This is a genomic window from Allobosea sp. CCNWLY174, assembly GCF_037120455.1.
In the GTDB taxonomy this organism is placed as follows: domain Bacteria; phylum Pseudomonadota; class Alphaproteobacteria; order Rhizobiales; family Beijerinckiaceae; genus Allobosea; species Allobosea lupini.
In genome coordinates this window covers 458,860-477,090 of record NZ_JBBBBQ010000002.1, presented here as the reverse complement: position 1 = coordinate 477,090, position 18,231 = coordinate 458,860, and the positions used below count along the sequence as shown (strand labels likewise).

The following is an 18,231-nucleotide window of genomic DNA, read 5'->3' as shown; positions in this document are numbered from 1 at the left end:
TCGCGTGCCCCCATGATCGCCACGCCGCATTTCGCCGAACGGCCAGCAGCGCGCCCGAGCACCGTGGTGATCGCCGACGATTCCGTCGTGGTGCGGGGCTTGTTCGCGCGCTGGCTCGGCGAGAGCGGCCGCTTCCATGTCGTCGGTGTCGCGGGTGATGGCGAGGCCGCCATCGAGCATGCCGGGCGCCACCATCCCGACATCATGGTGCTCGACCTCGACATGCCGGTGCTCGACGGCGTCGAGGCACTGCCGCGGATCGTCAAGGAAAGTCCACGGACAGCCGTGTTGCTGACGACCACGCTCACCGAGCGCAATGCGCAGCTGGCGCTGCAATGCATGAACATGGGCGCCATCGACGTCCTGCCCAAGCCAGACAGCCGCAGCGGCCTGACGCTCTCCCTGGACTTCCGCAGCGAGTTGCTTGGCAAGCTCGGCAGCATCGCCCAGTCCCGTCTCCGCAACGGCGAGGCGGCACCCGACCCAGGCGCGGCCGTCGCGATGCCGAACGGGGTCGCCGATCTGCGCTCGCTGGTCTCGGTGATGCCGCGCTATCTCGTGATCGGCGCCTCGACCGGCGGGCCGCGAGCGGTCGCGCGCGTGCTTGGCGACCTCGGCGAGGCCCTCGCCAACCTGACCACGCTGATCGTTCAGCACATGCCGCCGCTCTTCACGGCCTCCTTCGCCGACCAGATCGCGCTTCAGCTCGGCGTGCCGACGCGCGAGCCGCATGATGGCGAGCGCCTCGCCCGCGGCACGATCTATGTCGCGCCGGGCGGACGCCATCTCGGCATCGAGCGCAAGCTCGGCCACATCGTCGCCAGCATCAGCGACGGACCACCGGTGCATTTCTGCCGCCCGGCGGTCGATGTCCTCTTCGCCGAGGCCGCCCGCCATCTCGGCCCGGCCGCGCTCGGCCTGATCATGACCGGCATGGGCAGTGACGGAACCGACGGGGCGACCGCCCTGCGCCACGCCGGCGGCGCCGTCATCGCCCAGGACGAGCTATCGAGCACGGTCTGGGGCATGCCGGGCTCGGTGGTGCGCGCCGGCCAGGCCAGCGCCGTGCTGCCGCTCGGCGGTATCGGCCCCGCCATCCGCACGCTAGTCGGCGGGGGTCGTCCGGCATGACCGAGCTCGACTTCGACTTCCTGCGCGTCCTGCTGCAGCGGCGCTCCGGCCTCTTCCTCAGCATCGAGAAGCGCTATCTGGTCGAGAGCCGCCTCGGCATGCTCTGCCGCCGCCGTGGCATCGCCGGCATTACCGCGCTGGTCGTGCAGCTGCGTACCAGCCCCGCCTCCGACCTCGAGGCCGCCGTCATCGAGGCGATGACGACCAACGAGACGCTGTTCTTCCGCGACCGCATGCCTTTCGACCTGTTCCGCGACGTCGTCCTTCCGGAGAAGCTCGCGGCCAATGCCGAGAGCCGGACGCTGCGCATCTGGTGCGCGGCGGTCTCGACCGGCCAGGAAGCCTATTCGCTCGCCATGCTGCTCGACGAGGTCGCCGACCGCTTCGCCGGCTGGACGATCGAGATCCTCGGCACCGACATCTCCGTCGAGGTGCTCGACCGGGCGCGCCAGGGACTTTACAGCCAGTTCGAGGTGCAGCGCGGCCTGCCGATCCAGCTCCTGCTCAAGCATTTCCGGCAGGAGGGCGACAAATGGCGCCTGTCCGAGCGCATCCGCGACATGGTCAAGCTCAGGCAGCATAACCTGCTCGAGCCGAACCATCAGCTCGGCCAGTTCGATGTCATCTTCTGCCGCAACGTGCTGATCTACTTCGACGTCCCGACCAAGGCGCGGGTGATGTCGGCGCTCGCAGAGCGGCTGGCCCGAAACGGTGCCTTCATCCTCGGCGCGGCCGAGACCGTCATCGGCATCACCACGACCTTGGTGCCTGACCCGCAGCACCGGGGCATCTACCGCGACGCCGCATCGAGCCCGCAGGCGCGGCGACCAACCTTCCCAACCCCTGCCGAGACAAGCAGCGCCTTCTCCTCGCGGAAAATCGCGCGGCCCTGAGCCTCTCGGCTTTCGGGCTCGCTTATGGGTCAAGCCCACCCCGGCGTTCCATCGCTGAGCTCGGATCCCAGAGCCGAGGCGGGCCGAAAAAGGCGCCTCTGCCGCAACGCCAATCCTGACAACCGGCATCGTCCGGCTTCCGGGCTCGCTGCAGCGCGAAGCCTCGGAACAACGCGACTGGCCGGCGCAAACAAAAACCCCGCCTCGCGGCGGGGTCCCCGTTCACCTGTCGTGTACATCCGACGATCAGGCGATCTAACTCTTGGACGTCGAACATGACGCCGTGATGACTGGCATCAGGCCGGAATGCGCTCTTCCACCTCGCTGGGCTCGCGCAGCACATAGCCGCGGCCCCAGACCGTCTCGATATAGTTCTTGCCGTCGGAGGCGTTGGCGAGCTTTTTGCGCAGCTTGCAGATGAAGACGTCGATGATCTTCAGCTCGGGCTCGTCCATGCCGCCATACAGGTGGTTCAGGAACATTTCCTTGGTCAGCGTCGTGCCCTTGCGCAGCGAGAGCAGCTCCAGCATCTGGTATTCCTTACCGGTCAGATGCACGCGCTGGGCATCGACCTCGACGGTCTTGGTGTCGAGGTTGACGACGAGGTCGCCGGTCGTGATCACCGACTGGGCATGGCCCTTCGAGCGGCGCACGATGGCATGGATACGCGCGACGAGCTCGTCCTTGTGGAACGGCTTGGTCAGGTAGTCGTCGGCGCCGAAGCCGAGGCCCTTCACCTTGTCCTCGATGCCGGCGAGGCCGGAGAGGATCAGGATCGGCGTCTTGACCTTGGCGACGCGCAGGCTGCGCAGCACCTCGTAGCCCGACATATCCGGCAGGTTCAGGTCGAGCAGGATGATGTCGTAATCGTAGAGCTTGCCGAGATCGACACCCTCTTCGCCCAGATCGGTCGTGTAGACGTTGAAGCTCTCGGACTTCAGCATCAGCTCGATGCTTTGAGCGGTCGCGCTATCGTCTTCGATCAGCAGAACCCGCATGTCACGTCCCCAATTTCGCCCCGAGGCCAGCGATTCCGTTCATTCCCCCAGAACCCTCGTGGCCCTGGAGACGAACGCTTGCCCGATGAAACGCCACGCGACACGCTACGGGGAAATGGTTAACAAACCCTGATTCCCGGGCGCAAGCGCTTCTTGGCAGAAGGTTGACGATCCTTGTCGAGGTGAGTCGAATTTGACACGGATCGTTCGAGCTTCGGCCGCGAAAGCACCTTTCGCGTAAGCTCGCGTCGAGGAAAACAGGCGTTAATGGCCCGGCTCTCCGACGCGGCTTCGAAACGTAGTGTTAATCACTCGGGTAAACGAAAGGTTTACGGCAGCGAATCATGAACGGCGCACGACCAGGCCAGGACCGGTTATCCACACTCGCCACCATGATCGGCGAACTCGATGCGACGTCCGTCTATGGCCGCGTCACCGCCGTGCGTGGCCTGCTCGTCGAGGTCTCCGGCCCGATCGCGGCGATGAGTCTGGGCGGCCGGGTCGGCATCGAGATCGCGCCCGGCGTGCGCGTCCCCTGCGAGGTCATCGGCTTTTCCGGAGAGAAGGCACTGGTCATGCCTTTTGGCGGCCTCGACGGCGTCCGCCGCGGCTGCCCTGCCTATGTCGACCGCACCGTCGCCGGCCTGCGCCCCACCACGGCCTGGCTCGGCCGCGTCGTCGATGCGCTGGGCCGGCCGGTCGATGGCGGCCCGCCGCTGCCGCAAGGCGAGCACACCATTCCCTTCCGCAACGACCCGCCTCCGGCCCATTCTCGCCGCCGCGTCGGCCCGCCGCTCGACCTCGGCGTGCGCGCCCTCAACACCTTCCTGACCTGCTGCCTCGGCCAGCGCATGGGCATTTTCGCCGGCTCCGGTGTCGGAAAATCGGTGCTTTTGTCGATGCTGGCGCGTTATGCGCGTGCCGACGTCAACATCATCGGCCTGGTCGGCGAGCGCGGCCGCGAGGTCCAGGAGTTCCTGCAGGACGATCTCGGGCCGGACGGGCTTGCCCGTTCGATCGTCGTCGTCGCGACCTCGGACGAGCCGGCGCTGATGCGCAAGCAGGCGGCGCTGACCACGCTGACCCTCGCCGAATTCTTCCGCGACCAGGGCCTACAGGTGATGTGCCTGATGGATTCGGTCACCCGCTTCGCTATGGCGATGCGCGAGATCGGCCTCGCCGCCGGCGAGCCACCTACGACCAAAGGCTATACTCCGACCGTCTTCGCCGAACTGCCGCGCCTGCTCGAACGCGCCGGGCCCGGCACCGGCAACGGCGCGATCACCGGCCTCTTCACCGTGCTGGTCGACGGCGGCGACCATGACGAGCCGGTCGCCGACGCAGTGCGCGGCATCCTCGACGGCCATATCGTCATGGAGCGTTCCATCGCCGAGCGCGGCCGCTATCCGGCGGTCAACATCCTGAAATCGGTGTCGCGCACCATGCCGCGCTCCTGCGACCCGCTCTATTATCCGGTCGTGCAGAAGGCCCGCGCCACGCTCGCGACCTATGCCGACATGGAAGAACTGATTCGGCTCGGTGCCTATCGCCAGGGCGCTTCCGCCGAGGTCGACGAGGCAATTCGGCTCAATCCCGAGCTCGAAGCCTTCCTGAAACAGGCCAAGGACGAAGCAACCCCGCTGGGCGACGGCTATGCCCGGCTCGCCCGAATCATGGGGATGTGAGCGGCTCTACAGCGTCCCGACATGGTCGAGCAGCGCCAGTGCCGCGGGAGAAGCCCAGTCCGCGTCGCCGAGCATGTAGCCGCGCACGCCGCCGCGCCGATCCGTGACATAGATCACCGGCAATCCTTCGGCGTTCGACAGCAGCTGCCCCGTCCCCGGTGCCGCGACGACCTTGCCGCCGCGATCGTAGAAGACGGGCAGGCGCCTGACGCCGAGGCGCTTGAGGTACTCCGCGACATGGGCCAAATCCCGCTCGTCGGTGCTGATCGAGACGATCTCGACGCCTCGGGCCCGGAAATCGGCGAGTTGCCGTTCGAAGCGCGGCAAGGTGATTCGACAGACCGGGCACCACGTGGCCCAGAGATAGATCAGGTTGACCTTGCCCGGCACCGGCCTGGCGGTTGCGGGCTTGCCGTCGAGCCCCTGCAAGGAGAGCGGCGTCATGATCTCGACCGGGTCGAGCTCGATGAACTGGTAGCGCGCGGTGCGGAACTGCGGCAGCCGCGCCTGCGCCAGGACCGGCGCCGCAAGCAGTCCGAGCGAGGCCTGCAGGGCGAAGCGGCGGGTCATTGAATGGGAAAGCATCTAGTTTTGTGTTCGCTTTCGTCGGGACGGCGGTGTGATAGATCGGCCCAGGCCGCGCCCCTATGCACGATCGCGCCAGTGACACAGCCGACCTTGTCGTTTCCAAGATGGGCTTAAGCGCGCAGTCGCCGCACCAGCGCGATCATGGCAAGCAAGGCGAAGCTCTGGATCGTCGCCGACACCATCAGCGTGCCGGACGCGCCCAGCCGCTCGACCAAGAACGCGAAGAGCAACGGCGCCGCGGCGAAGGTCAGGTTCTGCGGCACGGTCAGGCGGCCGAGCATCGCGCCGAAGCCGTTGCGGCCGAACAACGCCAGCGGCAGGGTCGCTCGCGCGACCGCGATCACGCCCATCGCAGCGTTGAACAGCACGACGAAAGTGATCGCGAATGCGCTGGAGCCGGGCGCGACCGCCATCAATAGGCAGGCTGCCGGTCCGAGCGCCAATCCCACCAGAGCCACCCGCTCGACCGGGAGACGTTCGCCCGCAATCGCATCGACGGATCGCGCCACCAGGGTCGCCGGACCGCTCAGCGAGGCAATGGCGACGGCGCTCGCCCCCGCAATGCCCGCGCCCTGCATCAACCCGATGATGTGCAACGGCAGCCCCCAGGAGACCAAACCGCTCGCCGAGAAGCTCAATGCCAGCAGCCAGAAGATCGGCTGCCTCTGAGCGGGTGGGACCCTGCCCTGCTCCTCGGCCGGCACCGCCGACGGGCCGGGGTCGGCCAACGGCTTGGCACGGTAGGCCGGGATCGCCAGATGAATCGGCAGCACGATCACGAGCTGGATCGCCGCGAACACGAGAAGGCAGGCCCGCCAGCCATAATCGGCGCTGAGCCAGGCGGCCAGCGGCCAGAACACGCTGGAGGCGAGCCCTGTCACCAGCATCATCAGCCCGATCACCCGGCGCGTGCGCTCGCCCATCAATTGCGCCACCGTGACGTTGCCGGTGTTGGCGAGTTGCATTGCATGGCCGACGCCGATCACGAGCCAGGTCGCAAGATAGCTGATCGGCCCCTGCGCCAGAGCCAGCAGCGCCAGGCCCATGGCGGAGATCACCGCTCCCAGCGCCATCGCCAGGCGTGTCCCGCGCCGGTCGAGATGGCGCCCGAGCATCGGCGAGATCACCGCCCCGATCACCAGGAGGATGGTGATGCCACCAAAGACGATTGTCGGGCCGAGTCCGATATCGCGTTCGAGATAGGCCGCCAGAACCGAGGGCGAATAATAGATCGAGCCCCAGCCGATGATCCGCGTCAGGGCGAGGCCGGCGAGCAGCAGGCTGTATTCGGGGAGGCGGCGCGAGGCGGGCAAGGACGTTTCCGGCGCGCCGGCATGCGCGCCCCTTGTTTTGATTCGCCGCAGATTAGCGCGCGCCGCGCTCCCCTGGCAGGGCACGGCACGCACCCTTCGCATGCATCGAAAGCGAACGATCCTGGTAAGGAACGATCAACCTCCTTGCCCCATTGTACTTTTCGTCTCGCGGAGTGTTCCGGCGGCGAGCCGAGGGGTCGGCGCACTGCCATGCGTAATCAGGAGTTCGGCACGACATGAAGTCGCGAGAGACCCTTTTGCGTCTCAAACGCTTCCAGGTGGACGAGAAGCGCCGCCGGGTAAGCCAGATTGAGATGATGATCGCGGAATTCAACCGTATGGCTGGAGATCTCGACAGAGAGATCCAGAATGAAGAGACGCGGGCCGGCATTTCCGATCCGGCCCATTTCGCCTATCCGACCTATGCCAAGGCGGCGCTCGGCCGTCGCGACAACCTGCGCCAATCCGCCGACAACCTGCAGGGCCAGCTCGACGAGGCCAAGGGCGAGCTGCAGGAAGCCTTCGAGGACATGAAGAAGGTCGAGATCCTCGATGACCGCGAGCGCGCCTCCGAGCGTGCCGCCGAGGCCGCACGCGACCAGGCGATGATGGACTCGATCGGCCTGCGCACGCGGGCCTGAGGGCCCGCTCTCTATTCGATCACCGGGCAATGCGGGACGGCGCTGCGTGGCATCGGACCGCCGAGGCGCGGATCGTCGACGACCTCGACCCCGCGCCTGAACGCCGAGAAGCCTGAACGCTGGTAGAACTCCACCGCTCCCTGATGGTCGAGCGTGCAGGTGTGCACCCAGAAGCGGCCGATAGGCCTTGCCCAGGCGCGCTCCAGCGCCCGGTTCATCAGCCAGCGCCCGGCTCCCTTGCCGACGACGCTCTCGTCGAGGCCGAAGAAGGCAAGCTCGCCCTCGCCTTCCACCCGGAAATCGAGCTCTAGCAGACCGACATCGCGCCCGCCGAAGCAGACCGCGAAGAACTCGACCAGCGGATCGGCCAGTATCGCTTGCAACTCGGCCACCGGCTTCACCAGCCGGCTGAACCACATCCAGCGCTCGCCGAGCAGGCGATAGACGGCCAGATAGCGCGCCACGTCACCGCGCCCGATCGCCTCGAGCGAGAAGCCCTCGACGCCCGGCGGATCGGTTCGCCGTTCCGGCGCGGACAACATCTCGAGCGAGGTCACGATCGCGGCGATCTTGCCGGCGGGCAGGTCGGTGGTGCCGTTCAGGCTGATGGCGAATGTCTCGGACATGGGCTCGGGCGCGGCTTCCTGCATCGGCGGCCGCATCGGCACGGCGGCGCTCTTCTGCTACCGCTTGGCGCCAATTCCGTCGAGCAGGGTCGTGATGGCCAGCGCCGCGACCTGGTCGCTGCTGGCGCCGCTGGCGCGCATCCATTCCGGCACGCGGTTCAGCCCGCCGAGGAAATATGGCACCAGCAGGTGCAGATCCTGCCCATTAGCGGCTTCTCCGCTGGCGACGGCGCCGGCAAAGAGATCGTGCCAGAGCTGGGCGTATTTCTCACGCATCTTGCGGCTGCGCCGCTTGATGATCGGCGGCAGGTGCTCATAGACGTGCATGTAGGTCGGGTCCTTGCCGACCAGGCTCGAAACATGCACCCCGACCGCTGCGGCCAGCCGGTCTGCGAACGAAGCCTCTTTCGGCAGGCCGCGCATCGTCTCGGCCAGGCGAGCATAGAGCGTCTCGATGCCCTGGTTGAGGATCTCTTCGAGGATCTCGTCCTTCGACCTGAAATGGTAGTAGAGACTGCCGGCCTTCATATCGACCAGCGCCGCCACCGCCCGCATCGTGCAGGCGTCATAGCCCTCGCGCACGATGATTTCAGCCGCCGCGTCGAGGATCTCGTCCCGTATCGTCCTTTGCTTCGTCGTCGCTGAACCGGCCGCCGCCGGCCTTCCCGCATCGCGCGCTTTCATCCTGGATCCGCCCGTCCCCAGCATTGGCGACGACCCGCCGCCTTTTCGGGTCGAACATGCGTCCATTCGGAAGCGCATGATTGCCGTCACTACTTTCCCTTGCGCCGAGGATCAAGGTGACAACCTTTCCGTTCAAGCTGAAATTCCAGAGTCATCGCGTAAATTTTAAACCGAACGATAGTTTGATTTGCCTTTCCGCGAGGATTTCCGATCGGCTTTTCAACGCCGAACCCATCGCTGCGCGATAGTGCTCAGTGGAACGACCTGGGCATGACAATTGGCAGTGCGGGACAATACCGGCATGTATGGCTACCTAGCCATGGGCTCGACGCGTCAGCCCTTGCCGGCGACGTCGTCTCGCTGGTGCTTGCCAGCCGCCAGGCCATCGGGGTCGTCCGGCTCGTAAGGGGCATGCGGCCCAGTCGGATGGGCAGAGCGGGGATTGGGGCCCGCCCGCCGCTGTTCAGGCGCGCCGGACTGGCCGGGGCGCGGCGCGGTCACGAAAGCGGCAGGGGCATCGGTCAGGCGATTCTCGCGCTTGTTCGGCATGAGGCGATCCTCTCGGGAGGAGAACCGTCTCACGCCTGATGAGTTCCACCGCGCGATCAGACCGTCGGCGTGGCATCGACATGCAGGGCAAAGCCGCGCGCCTCCGGCTCGCCCAGCTCGGGCCGCAAGGTCATTGCTGGGCTCAGGTAGTCGCCGAAATTCTGGCGGCGGTAGCGGATCGGCGCCGTCGTCGCCAATGTCCGCATGCGCTCGCGCAGCTGATCGGCCTCACGCTCGAAATCCGCGTCCTTGAACCGGTCCACCCGGTAGACGACGTGCGGCGGCAGCACCTCATAGCCGGGATAGTAGAGGATGCCGTGATTGATCGGGAACAGCAGGTCCTCGATCGGCCCGTTGATGCCGCGCGGCGAGTAGTGCTCCTCCCAGCCGCCGACGGTGACCAGCAGCATGGCGCGCTTGCCAGCCAGCGTGCCCTCGCCGAAGCGATCGCCCCAGCGCTTGTCGCTGTGCTCGCCGACGCCATAGGCGAAGCCGTAAGCGAAGACCCGGTCGACCCAGCCCTTGAGGATCGCCGGCATCGTGTACCACCACAGCGGGAACTGCAGGATGAGCGTGTCGGCCCAGAGCAGCTTCTCGATCTCGGCCTTGACGTCGGCGGTCAGCGTCCCCTCGGCGAAAGCCTGCTTCGAGGCGGCGCCAGCGGCGAAGCGCTCGCCCTCCGGCCAGCTCGGAAAATCGGCGCGGTCGACCTCCGACTTCCAGCCGTCGGCATAGAGATCGCTGACGCGGACCTCATGGCCCTGGGCCTCCAGTTCGGCAACGGCGACATCGCGCAGCGCGCCATTGAGCGAGCGGCGTTCGGGATGGGCGAAAACAAGAAGGACCTTCATAGCGGAGCCTTTCCAGGAGGATGAGGCTTTTCAGCTAGGCGCTCCTCCGTTTCTGCACTACAAAGGTGCAATGGATATGATCATGCCGATTAATGGATAAATCGGATATCACCCTGGAACGCATGCGCAGCTTCGTCCGCGTCGCCGAGCGCGGCAGTCTGTCGGCAGTGGCGCGCGAGCTCGGTCTCGGCCAATCCTCGGTGACGCGGCATCTCAACGAACTGGAGGACGCGCTCGGTATCGCCCTGCTCAGCCGCACGACACGGCGGGTGACGCTGACCGAGGAAGGCAGCCGCTACTATCAGAACTGCCTCGCCATCCTGCGCCTGGTCGAGCAGGCGAGCGACGAGGCCCGCAGCACCCGCGACGCCCCGGCCGGTACGGTCCGCCTGTCCTGCACCGCCTCGTTCGGCGTCCTGCATCTCACGCGACTGATCTTCGCCTTCCAGGACCGGCACCCTCAGATCGATATCGATCTCAGCCTCAGCGACGAGCGCATCGACCTCGTCCGCGAGGGCATCGACATCGCCATCCGCCTCGGTCCGCTCGCCGACAGCACGCTGAAGCTGCGGCCTCTCGGCCAATCGCAAAGGCTGTTCGTCGCCGCGCCGCAATATCTGGCACGGCATGGCATCCCGACCTCGGCCGACGACCTTGCCAGGCATCAGGGCATCCGCATGACGAACGTCGCCGGCAGCGCCGTTCTCGCCTTCGCGGGCAAAGCCGGAGAGCATTACAACGTGCCCTTCGACGGGCGGCTGCGGGTCGATCATGGCTTGGCCGTGCGCGAGGCGCTGCTCGCCGGCCGCGGCATCGCCCCCACCCACCGCTGGCTCGTCGACGACCTGCTCGCCTCCGGCCGGCTGGAGCCGATCCTGACCGGCTACACGCTGCCGAGCGTGCCGCTCAGCATGCTGATCGTTCCGGAACGAGCAGCCGTGGCCCGCGTGCGCCTGCTGATCGATTTCCTCGCGGCGGAGATCGCCACCCTGCCCGGCATGGCGCCGACCTGAGGCCTGCTCAGCGCAGGAGCGACTGGCCGGTCATCTCGGCCGGCTGCTCCAGCCCAAGCAGCGCGAGCAGCGTCGGCGAGACATCGGCGAGGCGGCCCTCGGCCAGTCCCTTCGCCTGCCCGCCGATCAGCATCACCGGCACCGGAAAGGTGGTGTGGGCGGTGTGCGGATTGCCGGTGACGGGATCGACCATCAATTCGGCATTGCCGTGATCGGCCGTGACCAGCAGCGCTCCACCCTTGGCAAGGATCGCGTCGGCGATCTGGCCGAGGCTGGCATCGATCGTTTCGACCGCTTTGATCGCCGCCGAGAGCACGCCGGTATGGCCGACCATGTCGGGATTGGCGAAGTTGAGCACGAAGAGGTCGTACTGCTCGCTCTCGATCGCGGCGACGACCTTCCCGGTCAGCTCCGGCGCCGACATCTCCGGCTGGAGATCATAGGTCGCGACCTTCGGCGAGGGCGTCATGCTGCGCTCCTCGCCCTCGAACGGTTCCTCGCGCCCGCCATTGAAGAAATAGGTGACGTGCGGGTACTTCTCGGTCTCGGCGAAGCGGATCTGCCTGAGGCCCGCTTTCGACACGGTCTCGCCGAGCCCATTGGCGAGGCTTTGCGGCGCGAACAGCGCCGGCATGATCGGATCGAGCTCGGAGCTGTAGGAGGTCATCCCGACCGCGCCGACGAGCTTGGGCATGCGCGGGCGCGGGAAGCCGCTGAATTCGGCGAAGAGCAGCGGCGCCAGGATCTCGCGGATGCGGTCCGCGCGGAAATTGAAGCTGAGCAGGCCGTCGCCATCGGCCATGCCGCTATAGCCGCCGATCACTGCAGGCTTGATGAACTCGTCGTTGACATTGGCGGCATACGCCGCCTCGATCGCCGAGCCGGCAGTCGGCATCCGCTCGCCCTCGCCGAGCGCAAGCGCTTTCCAGGCGAGCTCGACGCGCTCCCAGCGATTGTCGCGGTCCATCGCGTAATAGCGGCCGGACAGCGTCGCGACCTTGACCTGAGAGGGCAGCGCCGCCTCGAGCGCCGCGACATACTCGGCCGCCGAGCGCGGCGGGGTATCGCGTCCGTCGGTGAAAACGTGGACCACCGCCGGCACGCCGGCAGCGACCACGAGCTTCGCCAGCGCCACGGCATGGTCCTGATGGGCGTGGACGCCGCCCGGCGAGACCAGGCCGAGGATATGGCAGGTGCCGCCGCTGGCCTTCAGGCGCCCGATCACCCCGCTCTCGTCGAGCGCCTGTTTCAGCGTGCCGTCTGCGACCGCCTGGTTGATCCGCGGCAGGTCCTGCATCACGACGCGGCCGGCGCCCAAGTTCAGGTGGCCGACCTCCGAATTGCCCATCTGGCCCTCAGGCAGGCCGACATCGAGGCCGGAGGTGCGCAGGAAGGCGTGCGGCGAGGAGGCCCAGAACCGGTCGAAATTCGGGGTTCTCGCCAGCACGACAGCGTTGTTGTCCTTGTCGTCGCGCCAGCCCCAGCCATCGAGGATCATCAGCATGACGGGGCGGCTGGACATGCGCGTATATCCTGTGCGTCTGCGAACAAGTGCTTGTGCGGATATCACGCTCCGCGCGGCCAAGGCGAGCGCTAAGAATAGCGCAGCGGTTCCTCAAAGCCCTCATCCTGAGGAGCCGCAAAGCGGCGTCTCGAAGGATGTTTCAGCAGGCTCATGAGGCAACTGGAACATCCTTCGAGACGTGCCTTCGGCACTCCTCAGGATGAGGGCTGAGTTTGAGAAGGGAAGATTGCCATGCCGATCAAGGCCGTCGTCTTCGATGCCTATGGAACCCTGTTCGACGTCCAGTCGGTCGCCGGCATTACCGAGGATGCCTTTCCGGGCCATGGCGAGACCATCACCCAGATCTGGCGGCTGAAGCAGCTCGAATACACCTGGCTGCGTGCGCTGATGGGCCATTACGAGGACTTCTGGAGCGTGACACAGGCCTCGCTCGACTTCACGCTGAAGACACTCGGTCTCGAAGCTAGTCCCGATCTTCTCGCCCGCATCGCCGCGGCCTATGACGCGCTCGCGCTCTATCCTGAAGCGCTGGCGGCGCTGCAGGGGCTCGCCCCGACGCGCCTCGCCATCTTCTCCAACGGCAGCCCGGCCATGCTGACCAACCTCACCCGCCAGGCCGGCATCGACACGTTGCTGGAGACCGTGCTCAGCGTCGACGAGATCAGGACCTACAAGCCCGATCCGCGCGGCTATCGCCTGGTCGAGGAGCGGCTCGGGCTGACCCGCGACGAGATCCTGTTCGTCTCGTCCAACGGCTTCGACATCGCCGGCGCCAAGGCCTACGGCATGACGGTGGCGCGCATCGAGCGTGTAACCTTGCAGGCCCTGCGCGACGAACTCTCAGGCGCAGCGGTGATCGGGCCGAAGAGCCTGTTCAAGGCGCTGCGCATGCAGGAGGAGCAGCTTGGCGCAGGCGCCGATCTCACCATTTCCGCCCTGACCGAACTCGTTCCTTACGTGGCGGCGCGCCGCTGAGCCTTCCACCCAGGAGACCAATGATGATCCGCTTCTACTACCACCCTTCGCCGAACCCGGCGAAAATTGCGCTCTTCCTGGAGGAAGCCGGCCTGCCCTATGAGATGGTGCCGGTCGACACCCGCAAGGGCGACCAGTTCAAGCCCGACTTCCTCGCGATCAACCCGAACGGCAAGACCCCGGCCCTGACCGACGGCGACGTCAAAATCTTCGACAGCAACGCCATCCTGCTCTACCTCGCCGAAAAGACCGGCCAATTCCTGCCGCCGGACACAGCCGAAATGCGCGGCCAGATGCTGTCCTGGCTGATGTTCGTCGCCACCGGCATCGGGCCTTATACTGGCCAGACCGTGCACTTCTCGCGCTTCGCGCCGGAGAAGGTGCCCTATGCGATCAACCGCTATGCCCGCGAGGCCGAACGGCACTGGGGTATCCTCGACGACCAGCTCGGCAAGCACCGCTATATGCTCGGCGACGACTACACGCTGATCGACATGGCGGTCTGGGGCTGGGCGACACGGGCGCAGTTCGCTCTCGGCGACGAGGCCTTCGCCAAGCTATCGAATGTTCGGCGCCATCTCGACGAGATTTCCGCCCGGCCGGCGGCGCAGCGCGCCGTCGCGCTCAAGGACAAGTTCGCCTGGAAGACCGAGGTCGACGACGAGGCGCGGAAGATCCTTTTCCCGCAGAATGCGTTTCTGAAGAGCTGAGCGCGCTCGTCATTCTCGGGCGAAGCGAAGCGCAGACCCGAGAACCTCCTGACGAGAAGGCGCCAGCCAGCGCCTCCTCAGGCCTGAGATGCTCGGGTCAAGCCCGAGCATGGCGGCTGGCGCTCACACCACCGCGGTCAAACCGCCATCGACCATCAGGAGATGGCCGCTGACATAGTCGGAGGCTTCCGAGGACAGGAAGATCGCCGCCCCCGCCAGCTCCTTGGTCTCGCCCCAGCGGCCGACCGGAGCGCGGCTCTTGACCCAGTTCGAGAAGGTCTCGTCGGCGAGCAGGGCCTGGTTCAGCTCGGTGACGAAATAGCCGGGGCCGATCGCATTGACCTGGATGTTGTGCTTGCCGAGCTCGGCGGCGAGCCCCTGCGTCATCAGGGCGACAGCGCCCTTCGACGCCGTGTAGGGCACGATGCTCGGCCGGCCGAGCTTGCTCATCACCGAGCCGATATTGACGATCTTGCCGCGGTTGCGCGGCGCCATCCGCTTGGCCACCGCCTGGGTGACGTAGAACACCGAATGCAGGTTCGTCGCCATCAGGAAATGCCAGTCCTCGGCCGGGAACTCGACGAAGGCACCGCGCCGCTGTGTGCCGGCATTGTTGACCAGGATGTCGATCGGCCCGACCTCGGTCTCGATCTTCGCCACACCCGCCTCGACCGCCTTCTGGTCGGTGACGTCGAACGCGGCGACGGAGGCCTTGCGGCCGGCGGCGGCGATGGCGCTGCGAGCCTTCTCGAGCTTCCCGGCATCGCGCCCGTTCAGCACGACATGGGCGCCGGCAGCGGCGAGGCCCTCGGCGATGGCGAGGCCGATGCCCTGGCCGGAGCCGGTGACCAGCGCGATGCGCCCGTCGAGCTTGAACAGATTGAGCGACATCCTATCCTCCCGGCCTCGGCCTGACTCGTTGCTTGTGAGTGCTTCAACGGTTGGGTAAGCGCTTTAAAACGATTAGACAATGCCGCAGCCGCATGGCTGCCGCCTTATCAGGAGTCCTGCCATGCGCGCCGTCGTGATCCATGCCGAGAAGGATTTGCGGGTCGAGGATGCGGTCGTGCCGGAGCTCGGCCCGCTCGGCGTCAAGGTGGCGATCAAGGCTGGCGGCATCTGCGGTTCCGACCTGCACTATTACCTCCATGGCGGCTTCGGCACGATCCGGGTGCGCGAGCCGCTGATCCTCGGTCACGAGATTGCCGGCATCGTCGAAGCGGTCGGCAGCGAGGTCAGCCGGGTGAAGCCGGGCGACCTCGTCGCGGTCAATCCGAGCCGGGCCTGCGGCCGCTGCCGCTATTGCCAGGCCGGCCAGCAGCAGCATTGCCTCGACATGCTGTTCTATGGCAGCGCCATGCGCTTCCCCCATGTCCAGGGCGGTTTCCGCGAGATCCTGGTGATCGAAGAGCGCCAGGCGGTGAAGCTGCCGGCCCATGTCGGTGCAGCGCAGGCGGCCTTCGCCGAGCCGCTTGCCGTCTGCCTGCATGCGGTCAAGCGCGCCGGCGCGCTGCTCGGCAAGCGCGTTCTCGTCACCGGCTCGGGCCCGATCGGCGTCCTGACCATCGTCGCGGCCCGCGCTGCCGGCGCGTCCGAGATCGTCGTCACCGACGTGGTCGACGGCCCGCTGCCGACTGCCGTCAAGATGGGCGCGACCACCGCGATCAACGTCATGGCGGAGCCGGAGCGGCTGAAGTCCGACTACGGGGCGGAAAAGGGCGCCTTCGACGTGATGTTCGAATGCTCGGGCAACCAGCATGCGCTGACCGGCGCCTTCGACGCGCTGCGGCCCGGCGCGGTCATCGTCCAGATCGGCGTCGGCGGCAATTTCACCATTCCGATGAACGTCGTCGTCGCCAAGGAATTCGACCTGCGCGGCTCCTTCCGCTTCCATGAGGAGTTCGACTGGGCGGTCGAATTGATCGCGTCCGGCCGCATCGATCTCTCGCCGCTGCTCACCGCCTCGATCCCGATCGAGCGCGCTGTCGAGGCCTTCGACCTCGCAGCCGATAAGTCGAAGGCGATGAAGGTGCAGCTGGCCTTCTGAGGAACCGCGTCATGCTCGGGCTTGACCCGAGCATCTCAGGCCGGAGGAGGCTCTGGTCAGCACCTTCTCGTCATGAGATTCTCGGGTCTGCGCTTCGCTCCGCCCGAGAATGACGCCTACCCAACCTGTCGCAACATCGCACCCGTCTCATCGATCGCGACGCCGTCGCGGCCCCCATGCTTGACCCGGTAGAGCCCGGCATCGGCGCGCGCGGCGGCATCGGTCAGGCTGTCCTCAGGCAGCGCCATAGCCGCCCCCAGGCTCGCTGTCATCGGCACCGCCCGGCCGTCGCTGAGCATGATCGGCGCCTCGCGCAGCAGCGCCGCGATCTTGTTCGCGACCGTCGCCAGCGACTGCGCCGAGCAATCGCTGATCAGCAGGATGAACTCGTCGCCGCCCCAGCGCGCGCAGGCGTCGTAGCTGCGCAGGGCCGGGAGCATCCGGCGCACGCAGGCGACCAGCACCTCGTCGCCGGCCCGGTGGCCGTAATCGTCGTTGACAAGCTTGAAGCGGTCGAGATCGACGATGATCAGGCCACAGGCCGTGCCGTGGCGCTGCGCCCGGTTCTGCTCGCGCGCAAAGACCTCCTCGAAGCCGCGACGGTTCAGGACCGACGTCAGCGGGTCGTGCTGCGCCAGCTCTTCGAGCTTCTGCGTACGCTCGCGCACCATTGCCTCGAGCCGCCCTGTATTGTCGCCGACGGCCTGGGCCATCTCGTTGAAGGCGCGCGACAGCCGGGCGATCTCGTCATTGCCGTCCTCTTTCGCCACGGCCGTGAAATCACCGGAGCGGACCCTGGTGACGCCCTGCTCGACCCATGCCAGCCGGTCGAGCACCTTGCGCTTGAACAGGAAGGTCATCAGCCCGGCCACGGCGATGAGGATCGCCACCATCAGCCCGGCGAGCGGCGCGAACAGCTTGCGGTCGATGATGGCGTCGACATCCATCACCGTGACGTTGAACCAGCCGAGCCGGTCGAGGAAACCGACACCGACCAGCACCTCGTGCCCGTCCATCTGCATGAAGCGTGACAGGACCAGCGCCTCGCCCTTGGCGACACGCTGCATCATCCCGGCGAGCGCCTTGCGGTCGCCCTCCTCATCGAGCAGGCGGAAGATCGTCTTCTTCGCCGTGGCGTCCTTGGTCAGGCTGTGGAAGTCGACGACGCGCGGGTCGCGATGCGCCTGCACCGCCCCTTGCAGGTCGACGAACATGCTCTGCACGCCGGTCTGCGGGAACTCGACGACCTCCTTGATGAACTGCGTGAGGTCGACGCCGGTGCCGATCAGGCCGAGCACCTTGCCGTCCTTCTGGATGATGCAGTTGATCCAGACCTTGGTGACGGAGAGCACCTCGTCGCGATTGACGTTGAGATGGCAGCCTTTGCCGAGCGCCCGCGTCTTGAAGTACCAGGCATCCTGCGGAGCACTCGGCGAGACGGTATAGCGCAGCCGGTTGTGCTCGTAGGTGTTGTCCTTGTCGTTGAAATAGTAGTGGCCGCTCTTGTCGACGACCGCGAAGTAGCTGCGGTCGGTGAAGGACAGCCGGTAGTGCTCGAGCTCGGCAAGGCCGCGCTTGGCCTTCTCCGGATCGGTCTCGTCCTGCGCCCAGTCGACGATGACAGGCGCGCGCGCCACCGTCTCGGCCAGCGAGACCTCACGCATCAGCGCTTCCAGCCCGCGATAGCGATCGAACAGGATCTGCTTCTCGGCGAAGAGCGTGCCGAGCTTCACCACAGTGCCGTTGACCATCCAGAGGAAGATGCCGGACGCAGGCACGGCGATCGCGACGAGTGTCGCCAGGACGAGCACGAGCACACGCGCCTTCAGGCCCGAATTGGTCCAGGCTTTCAGCAAACCCATCTCGTCGGCATCTCCCGCGCCTTCCGACATGCTCGGAATCGCTCGGGAGGCATGGTGGCCGCGATATGGTTTACGTTTCGTTGACGAATGTGGCGGGCTGGGCCGTCTTTCCCGTCATGGTCGGGCTTGTCCCGATTATC

The 18,231-nt window shown here is 66.5% G+C and carries 18 protein-coding genes; 8 read left to right on the top strand and 10 right to left on the bottom strand.

The window, feature by feature from the left end; translation table 11 throughout:
* Positions 1-12: 12 nt before the first annotated feature.
* Positions 13-1,131, top strand: coding sequence for a chemotaxis-specific protein-glutamate methyltransferase CheB (cheB, locus tag V7S63_RS09060; protein ID WP_336529980.1), 1,119 nt, complete (start codon positions 13-15; stop codon positions 1,129-1,131).
* Positions 1,128-2,024 (top strand): CheR family methyltransferase, encoded by an 897-nt coding sequence (locus V7S63_RS09055; protein ID WP_336529979.1) that lies wholly within the window; start codon positions 1,128-1,130, stop codon positions 2,022-2,024. The genes cheB and V7S63_RS09055 overlap by 4 nt, the downstream gene beginning before the upstream one ends.
* 296 nt (positions 2,025-2,320) lie before the next feature.
* Here the strand turns inward: V7S63_RS09055 and ctrA are convergent, their stop codons facing one another.
* On the bottom strand, positions 2,321-3,022 hold the full coding sequence (ctrA, locus tag V7S63_RS09050) for a response regulator transcription factor CtrA (protein WP_091839107.1): 702 nt from the start codon (positions 3,020-3,022) through the stop codon (positions 2,321-2,323).
* A gap of 392 nt (positions 3,023-3,414) precedes the next feature.
* Between ctrA and fliI the strand changes: the two genes are divergently transcribed.
* The gene (gene fliI, locus V7S63_RS09045; RefSeq protein WP_244543948.1) at positions 3,415-4,707 is read left to right on the top strand and encodes a flagellar protein export ATPase FliI; all 1,293 of its coding nucleotides are present in this window, start codon (positions 3,415-3,417) and stop codon (positions 4,705-4,707) included.
* A gap of 6 nt (positions 4,708-4,713) precedes the next feature.
* Here the strand turns inward: fliI and V7S63_RS09040 are convergent, their stop codons facing one another.
* Together V7S63_RS09040 and V7S63_RS09035 are read right to left on the bottom strand one after the other, a co-directional pair.
* Positions 4,714-5,292 carry a TlpA disulfide reductase family protein gene (locus V7S63_RS09040; RefSeq protein WP_336529978.1) on the bottom strand — a complete coding sequence of 193 codons (579 nt, stop codon included), beginning with the start codon at positions 5,290-5,292 and terminating at the stop codon, positions 4,714-4,716.
* A gap of 113 nt (positions 5,293-5,405) precedes the next feature.
* On the bottom strand, positions 5,406-6,608 hold the full coding sequence (locus V7S63_RS09035) for an MFS transporter (protein WP_336529977.1): 1,203 nt from the start codon (positions 6,606-6,608) through the stop codon (positions 5,406-5,408).
* A 236-nt stretch (positions 6,609-6,844) separates the two neighbouring features.
* On the opposite strand from V7S63_RS09035, the gene fliJ reads away from it, so the two are divergent.
* A complete protein-coding gene (gene fliJ / locus V7S63_RS09030; RefSeq protein ID WP_091839090.1) occupies positions 6,845-7,249 on the top strand; it encodes a flagellar export protein FliJ in 405 nt (134 codons plus the stop codon).
* 11 nt (positions 7,250-7,260) lie between these two features.
* Here the strand turns inward: fliJ and V7S63_RS09025 are convergent, their stop codons facing one another.
* The 4 genes from V7S63_RS09025 to V7S63_RS09010 form a co-directional block, all read right to left on the bottom strand.
* The gene (locus tag V7S63_RS09025; protein ID WP_336530236.1) at positions 7,261-7,911 is read right to left on the bottom strand and encodes a GNAT family N-acetyltransferase; all 651 of its coding nucleotides are present in this window, start codon (positions 7,909-7,911) and stop codon (positions 7,261-7,263) included.
* A 21-nt stretch (positions 7,912-7,932) separates the two neighbouring features.
* Positions 7,933-8,559 carry a TetR/AcrR family transcriptional regulator gene (locus tag V7S63_RS09020; RefSeq protein ID WP_336529976.1) on the bottom strand — a complete coding sequence of 209 codons (627 nt, stop codon included), beginning with the start codon at positions 8,557-8,559 and terminating at the stop codon, positions 7,933-7,935.
* 333 nt (positions 8,560-8,892) lie between these two features.
* Positions 8,893-9,108 (bottom strand): hypothetical protein, encoded by a 216-nt coding sequence (locus V7S63_RS09015; RefSeq protein ID WP_336529975.1) that lies wholly within the window; start codon positions 9,106-9,108, stop codon positions 8,893-8,895.
* Between the two features lie 56 nt (positions 9,109-9,164).
* On the bottom strand, positions 9,165-9,959 hold the full coding sequence (locus tag V7S63_RS09010) for an NAD(P)H-dependent oxidoreductase (RefSeq protein ID WP_336529974.1): 795 nt from the start codon (positions 9,957-9,959) through the stop codon (positions 9,165-9,167).
* A 92-nt stretch (positions 9,960-10,051) separates the two neighbouring features.
* Here V7S63_RS09010 and V7S63_RS09005 point away from each other — a divergent pair, with 92 nt between their 5' ends.
* The gene (locus V7S63_RS09005; protein WP_336529973.1) at positions 10,052-10,972 is read left to right on the top strand and encodes a LysR family transcriptional regulator; all 921 of its coding nucleotides are present in this window, start codon (positions 10,052-10,054) and stop codon (positions 10,970-10,972) included.
* A gap of 7 nt (positions 10,973-10,979) precedes the next feature.
* Here the strand turns inward: V7S63_RS09005 and gpmI are convergent, their stop codons facing one another.
* Entirely contained in the window at positions 10,980-12,494 is a 1,515-nt protein-coding gene (gene gpmI / locus V7S63_RS09000) for a 2,3-bisphosphoglycerate-independent phosphoglycerate mutase (protein ID WP_336529972.1), read from the bottom strand.
* A 234-nt stretch (positions 12,495-12,728) separates the two neighbouring features.
* On the opposite strand from gpmI, the gene V7S63_RS08995 reads away from it, so the two are divergent.
* Both V7S63_RS08995 and V7S63_RS08990 read left to right on the top strand, forming a co-directional pair.
* Positions 12,729-13,472: a haloacid dehalogenase type II gene (locus V7S63_RS08995; RefSeq protein ID WP_336529971.1), complete on the top strand. Its 744-nt coding sequence runs from the start codon at positions 12,729-12,731 to the stop codon at positions 13,470-13,472.
* A 23-nt stretch (positions 13,473-13,495) separates the two neighbouring features.
* Entirely contained in the window at positions 13,496-14,182 is a 687-nt protein-coding gene (locus V7S63_RS08990) for a glutathione S-transferase family protein (protein WP_100964286.1), read from the top strand.
* A gap of 123 nt (positions 14,183-14,305) precedes the next feature.
* On the opposite strand, the gene V7S63_RS08985 is transcribed toward V7S63_RS08990, so the two are convergent.
* On the bottom strand, positions 14,306-15,073 hold the full coding sequence (locus V7S63_RS08985) for a glucose 1-dehydrogenase (protein WP_336529970.1): 768 nt from the start codon (positions 15,071-15,073) through the stop codon (positions 14,306-14,308).
* Between the two features lie 121 nt (positions 15,074-15,194).
* Between V7S63_RS08985 and V7S63_RS08980 the strand changes: the two genes are divergently transcribed.
* Complete coding sequence (locus tag V7S63_RS08980) at positions 15,195-16,229, top strand: L-idonate 5-dehydrogenase (protein ID WP_336529969.1); 1,035 nt, start codon at positions 15,195-15,197, stop codon at positions 16,227-16,229.
* A 116-nt stretch (positions 16,230-16,345) separates the two neighbouring features.
* On the opposite strand, the gene V7S63_RS08975 is transcribed toward V7S63_RS08980, so the two are convergent.
* Entirely contained in the window at positions 16,346-18,091 is a 1,746-nt protein-coding gene (locus V7S63_RS08975; protein WP_336529968.1) for a sensor domain-containing diguanylate cyclase, read from the bottom strand.
* Positions 18,092-18,231: the final 140 nt, after the last annotated feature.

Excerpts from the sequence above, each read along its gene's own strand:
- cheB (WP_336529980.1), top strand. The coding sequence starts at position 13 with ATGATCGCCACGCCGCATTTCGCCGAACGGCCAGCAGCGCGCCCGAGC.
- V7S63_RS09055 (WP_336529979.1), top strand. The coding sequence starts at position 1,128 with ATGACCGAGCTCGACTTCGACTTCCTGCGCGTCCTGCTGCAGCGGCGC.
- ctrA (WP_091839107.1), bottom strand. The coding sequence starts at position 3,022 with ATGCGGGTTCTGCTGATCGAAGACGATAGCGCGACCGCTCAAAGCATC.
- fliI (WP_244543948.1), top strand. The coding sequence starts at position 3,415 with ATGATCGGCGAACTCGATGCGACGTCCGTCTATGGCCGCGTCACCGCC.
- V7S63_RS09040 (WP_336529978.1), bottom strand. The coding sequence starts at position 5,292 with ATGCTTTCCCATTCAATGACCCGCCGCTTCGCCCTGCAGGCCTCGCTC.
- fliJ (WP_091839090.1), top strand. The coding sequence starts at position 6,845 with ATGAAGTCGCGAGAGACCCTTTTGCGTCTCAAACGCTTCCAGGTGGAC.
- V7S63_RS09025 (WP_336530236.1), bottom strand. The coding sequence starts at position 7,911 with ATGCGGCCGCCGATGCAGGAAGCCGCGCCCGAGCCCATGTCCGAGACA.
- V7S63_RS09020 (WP_336529976.1), bottom strand. The coding sequence starts at position 8,559 with ATGAAAGCGCGCGATGCGGGAAGGCCGGCGGCGGCCGGTTCAGCGACG.
- V7S63_RS09015 (WP_336529975.1), bottom strand. The coding sequence starts at position 9,108 with ATGCCGAACAAGCGCGAGAATCGCCTGACCGATGCCCCTGCCGCTTTC.
- V7S63_RS09010 (WP_336529974.1), bottom strand. The coding sequence starts at position 9,959 with ATGAAGGTCCTTCTTGTTTTCGCCCATCCCGAACGCCGCTCGCTCAAT.
- V7S63_RS09005 (WP_336529973.1), top strand. The coding sequence starts at position 10,052 with ATGGATAAATCGGATATCACCCTGGAACGCATGCGCAGCTTCGTCCGC.
- gpmI (WP_336529972.1), bottom strand. The coding sequence starts at position 12,494 with ATGTCCAGCCGCCCCGTCATGCTGATGATCCTCGATGGCTGGGGCTGG.
- V7S63_RS08995 (WP_336529971.1), top strand. The coding sequence starts at position 12,729 with ATGCCGATCAAGGCCGTCGTCTTCGATGCCTATGGAACCCTGTTCGAC.
- V7S63_RS08990 (WP_100964286.1), top strand. The coding sequence starts at position 13,496 with ATGATCCGCTTCTACTACCACCCTTCGCCGAACCCGGCGAAAATTGCG.
- V7S63_RS08985 (WP_336529970.1), bottom strand. The coding sequence starts at position 15,073 with ATGTCGCTCAATCTGTTCAAGCTCGACGGGCGCATCGCGCTGGTCACC.
- V7S63_RS08980 (WP_336529969.1), top strand. The coding sequence starts at position 15,195 with ATGCGCGCCGTCGTGATCCATGCCGAGAAGGATTTGCGGGTCGAGGAT.
- V7S63_RS08975 (WP_336529968.1), bottom strand. The coding sequence starts at position 18,091 with ATGGGTTTGCTGAAAGCCTGGACCAATTCGGGCCTGAAGGCGCGTGTG.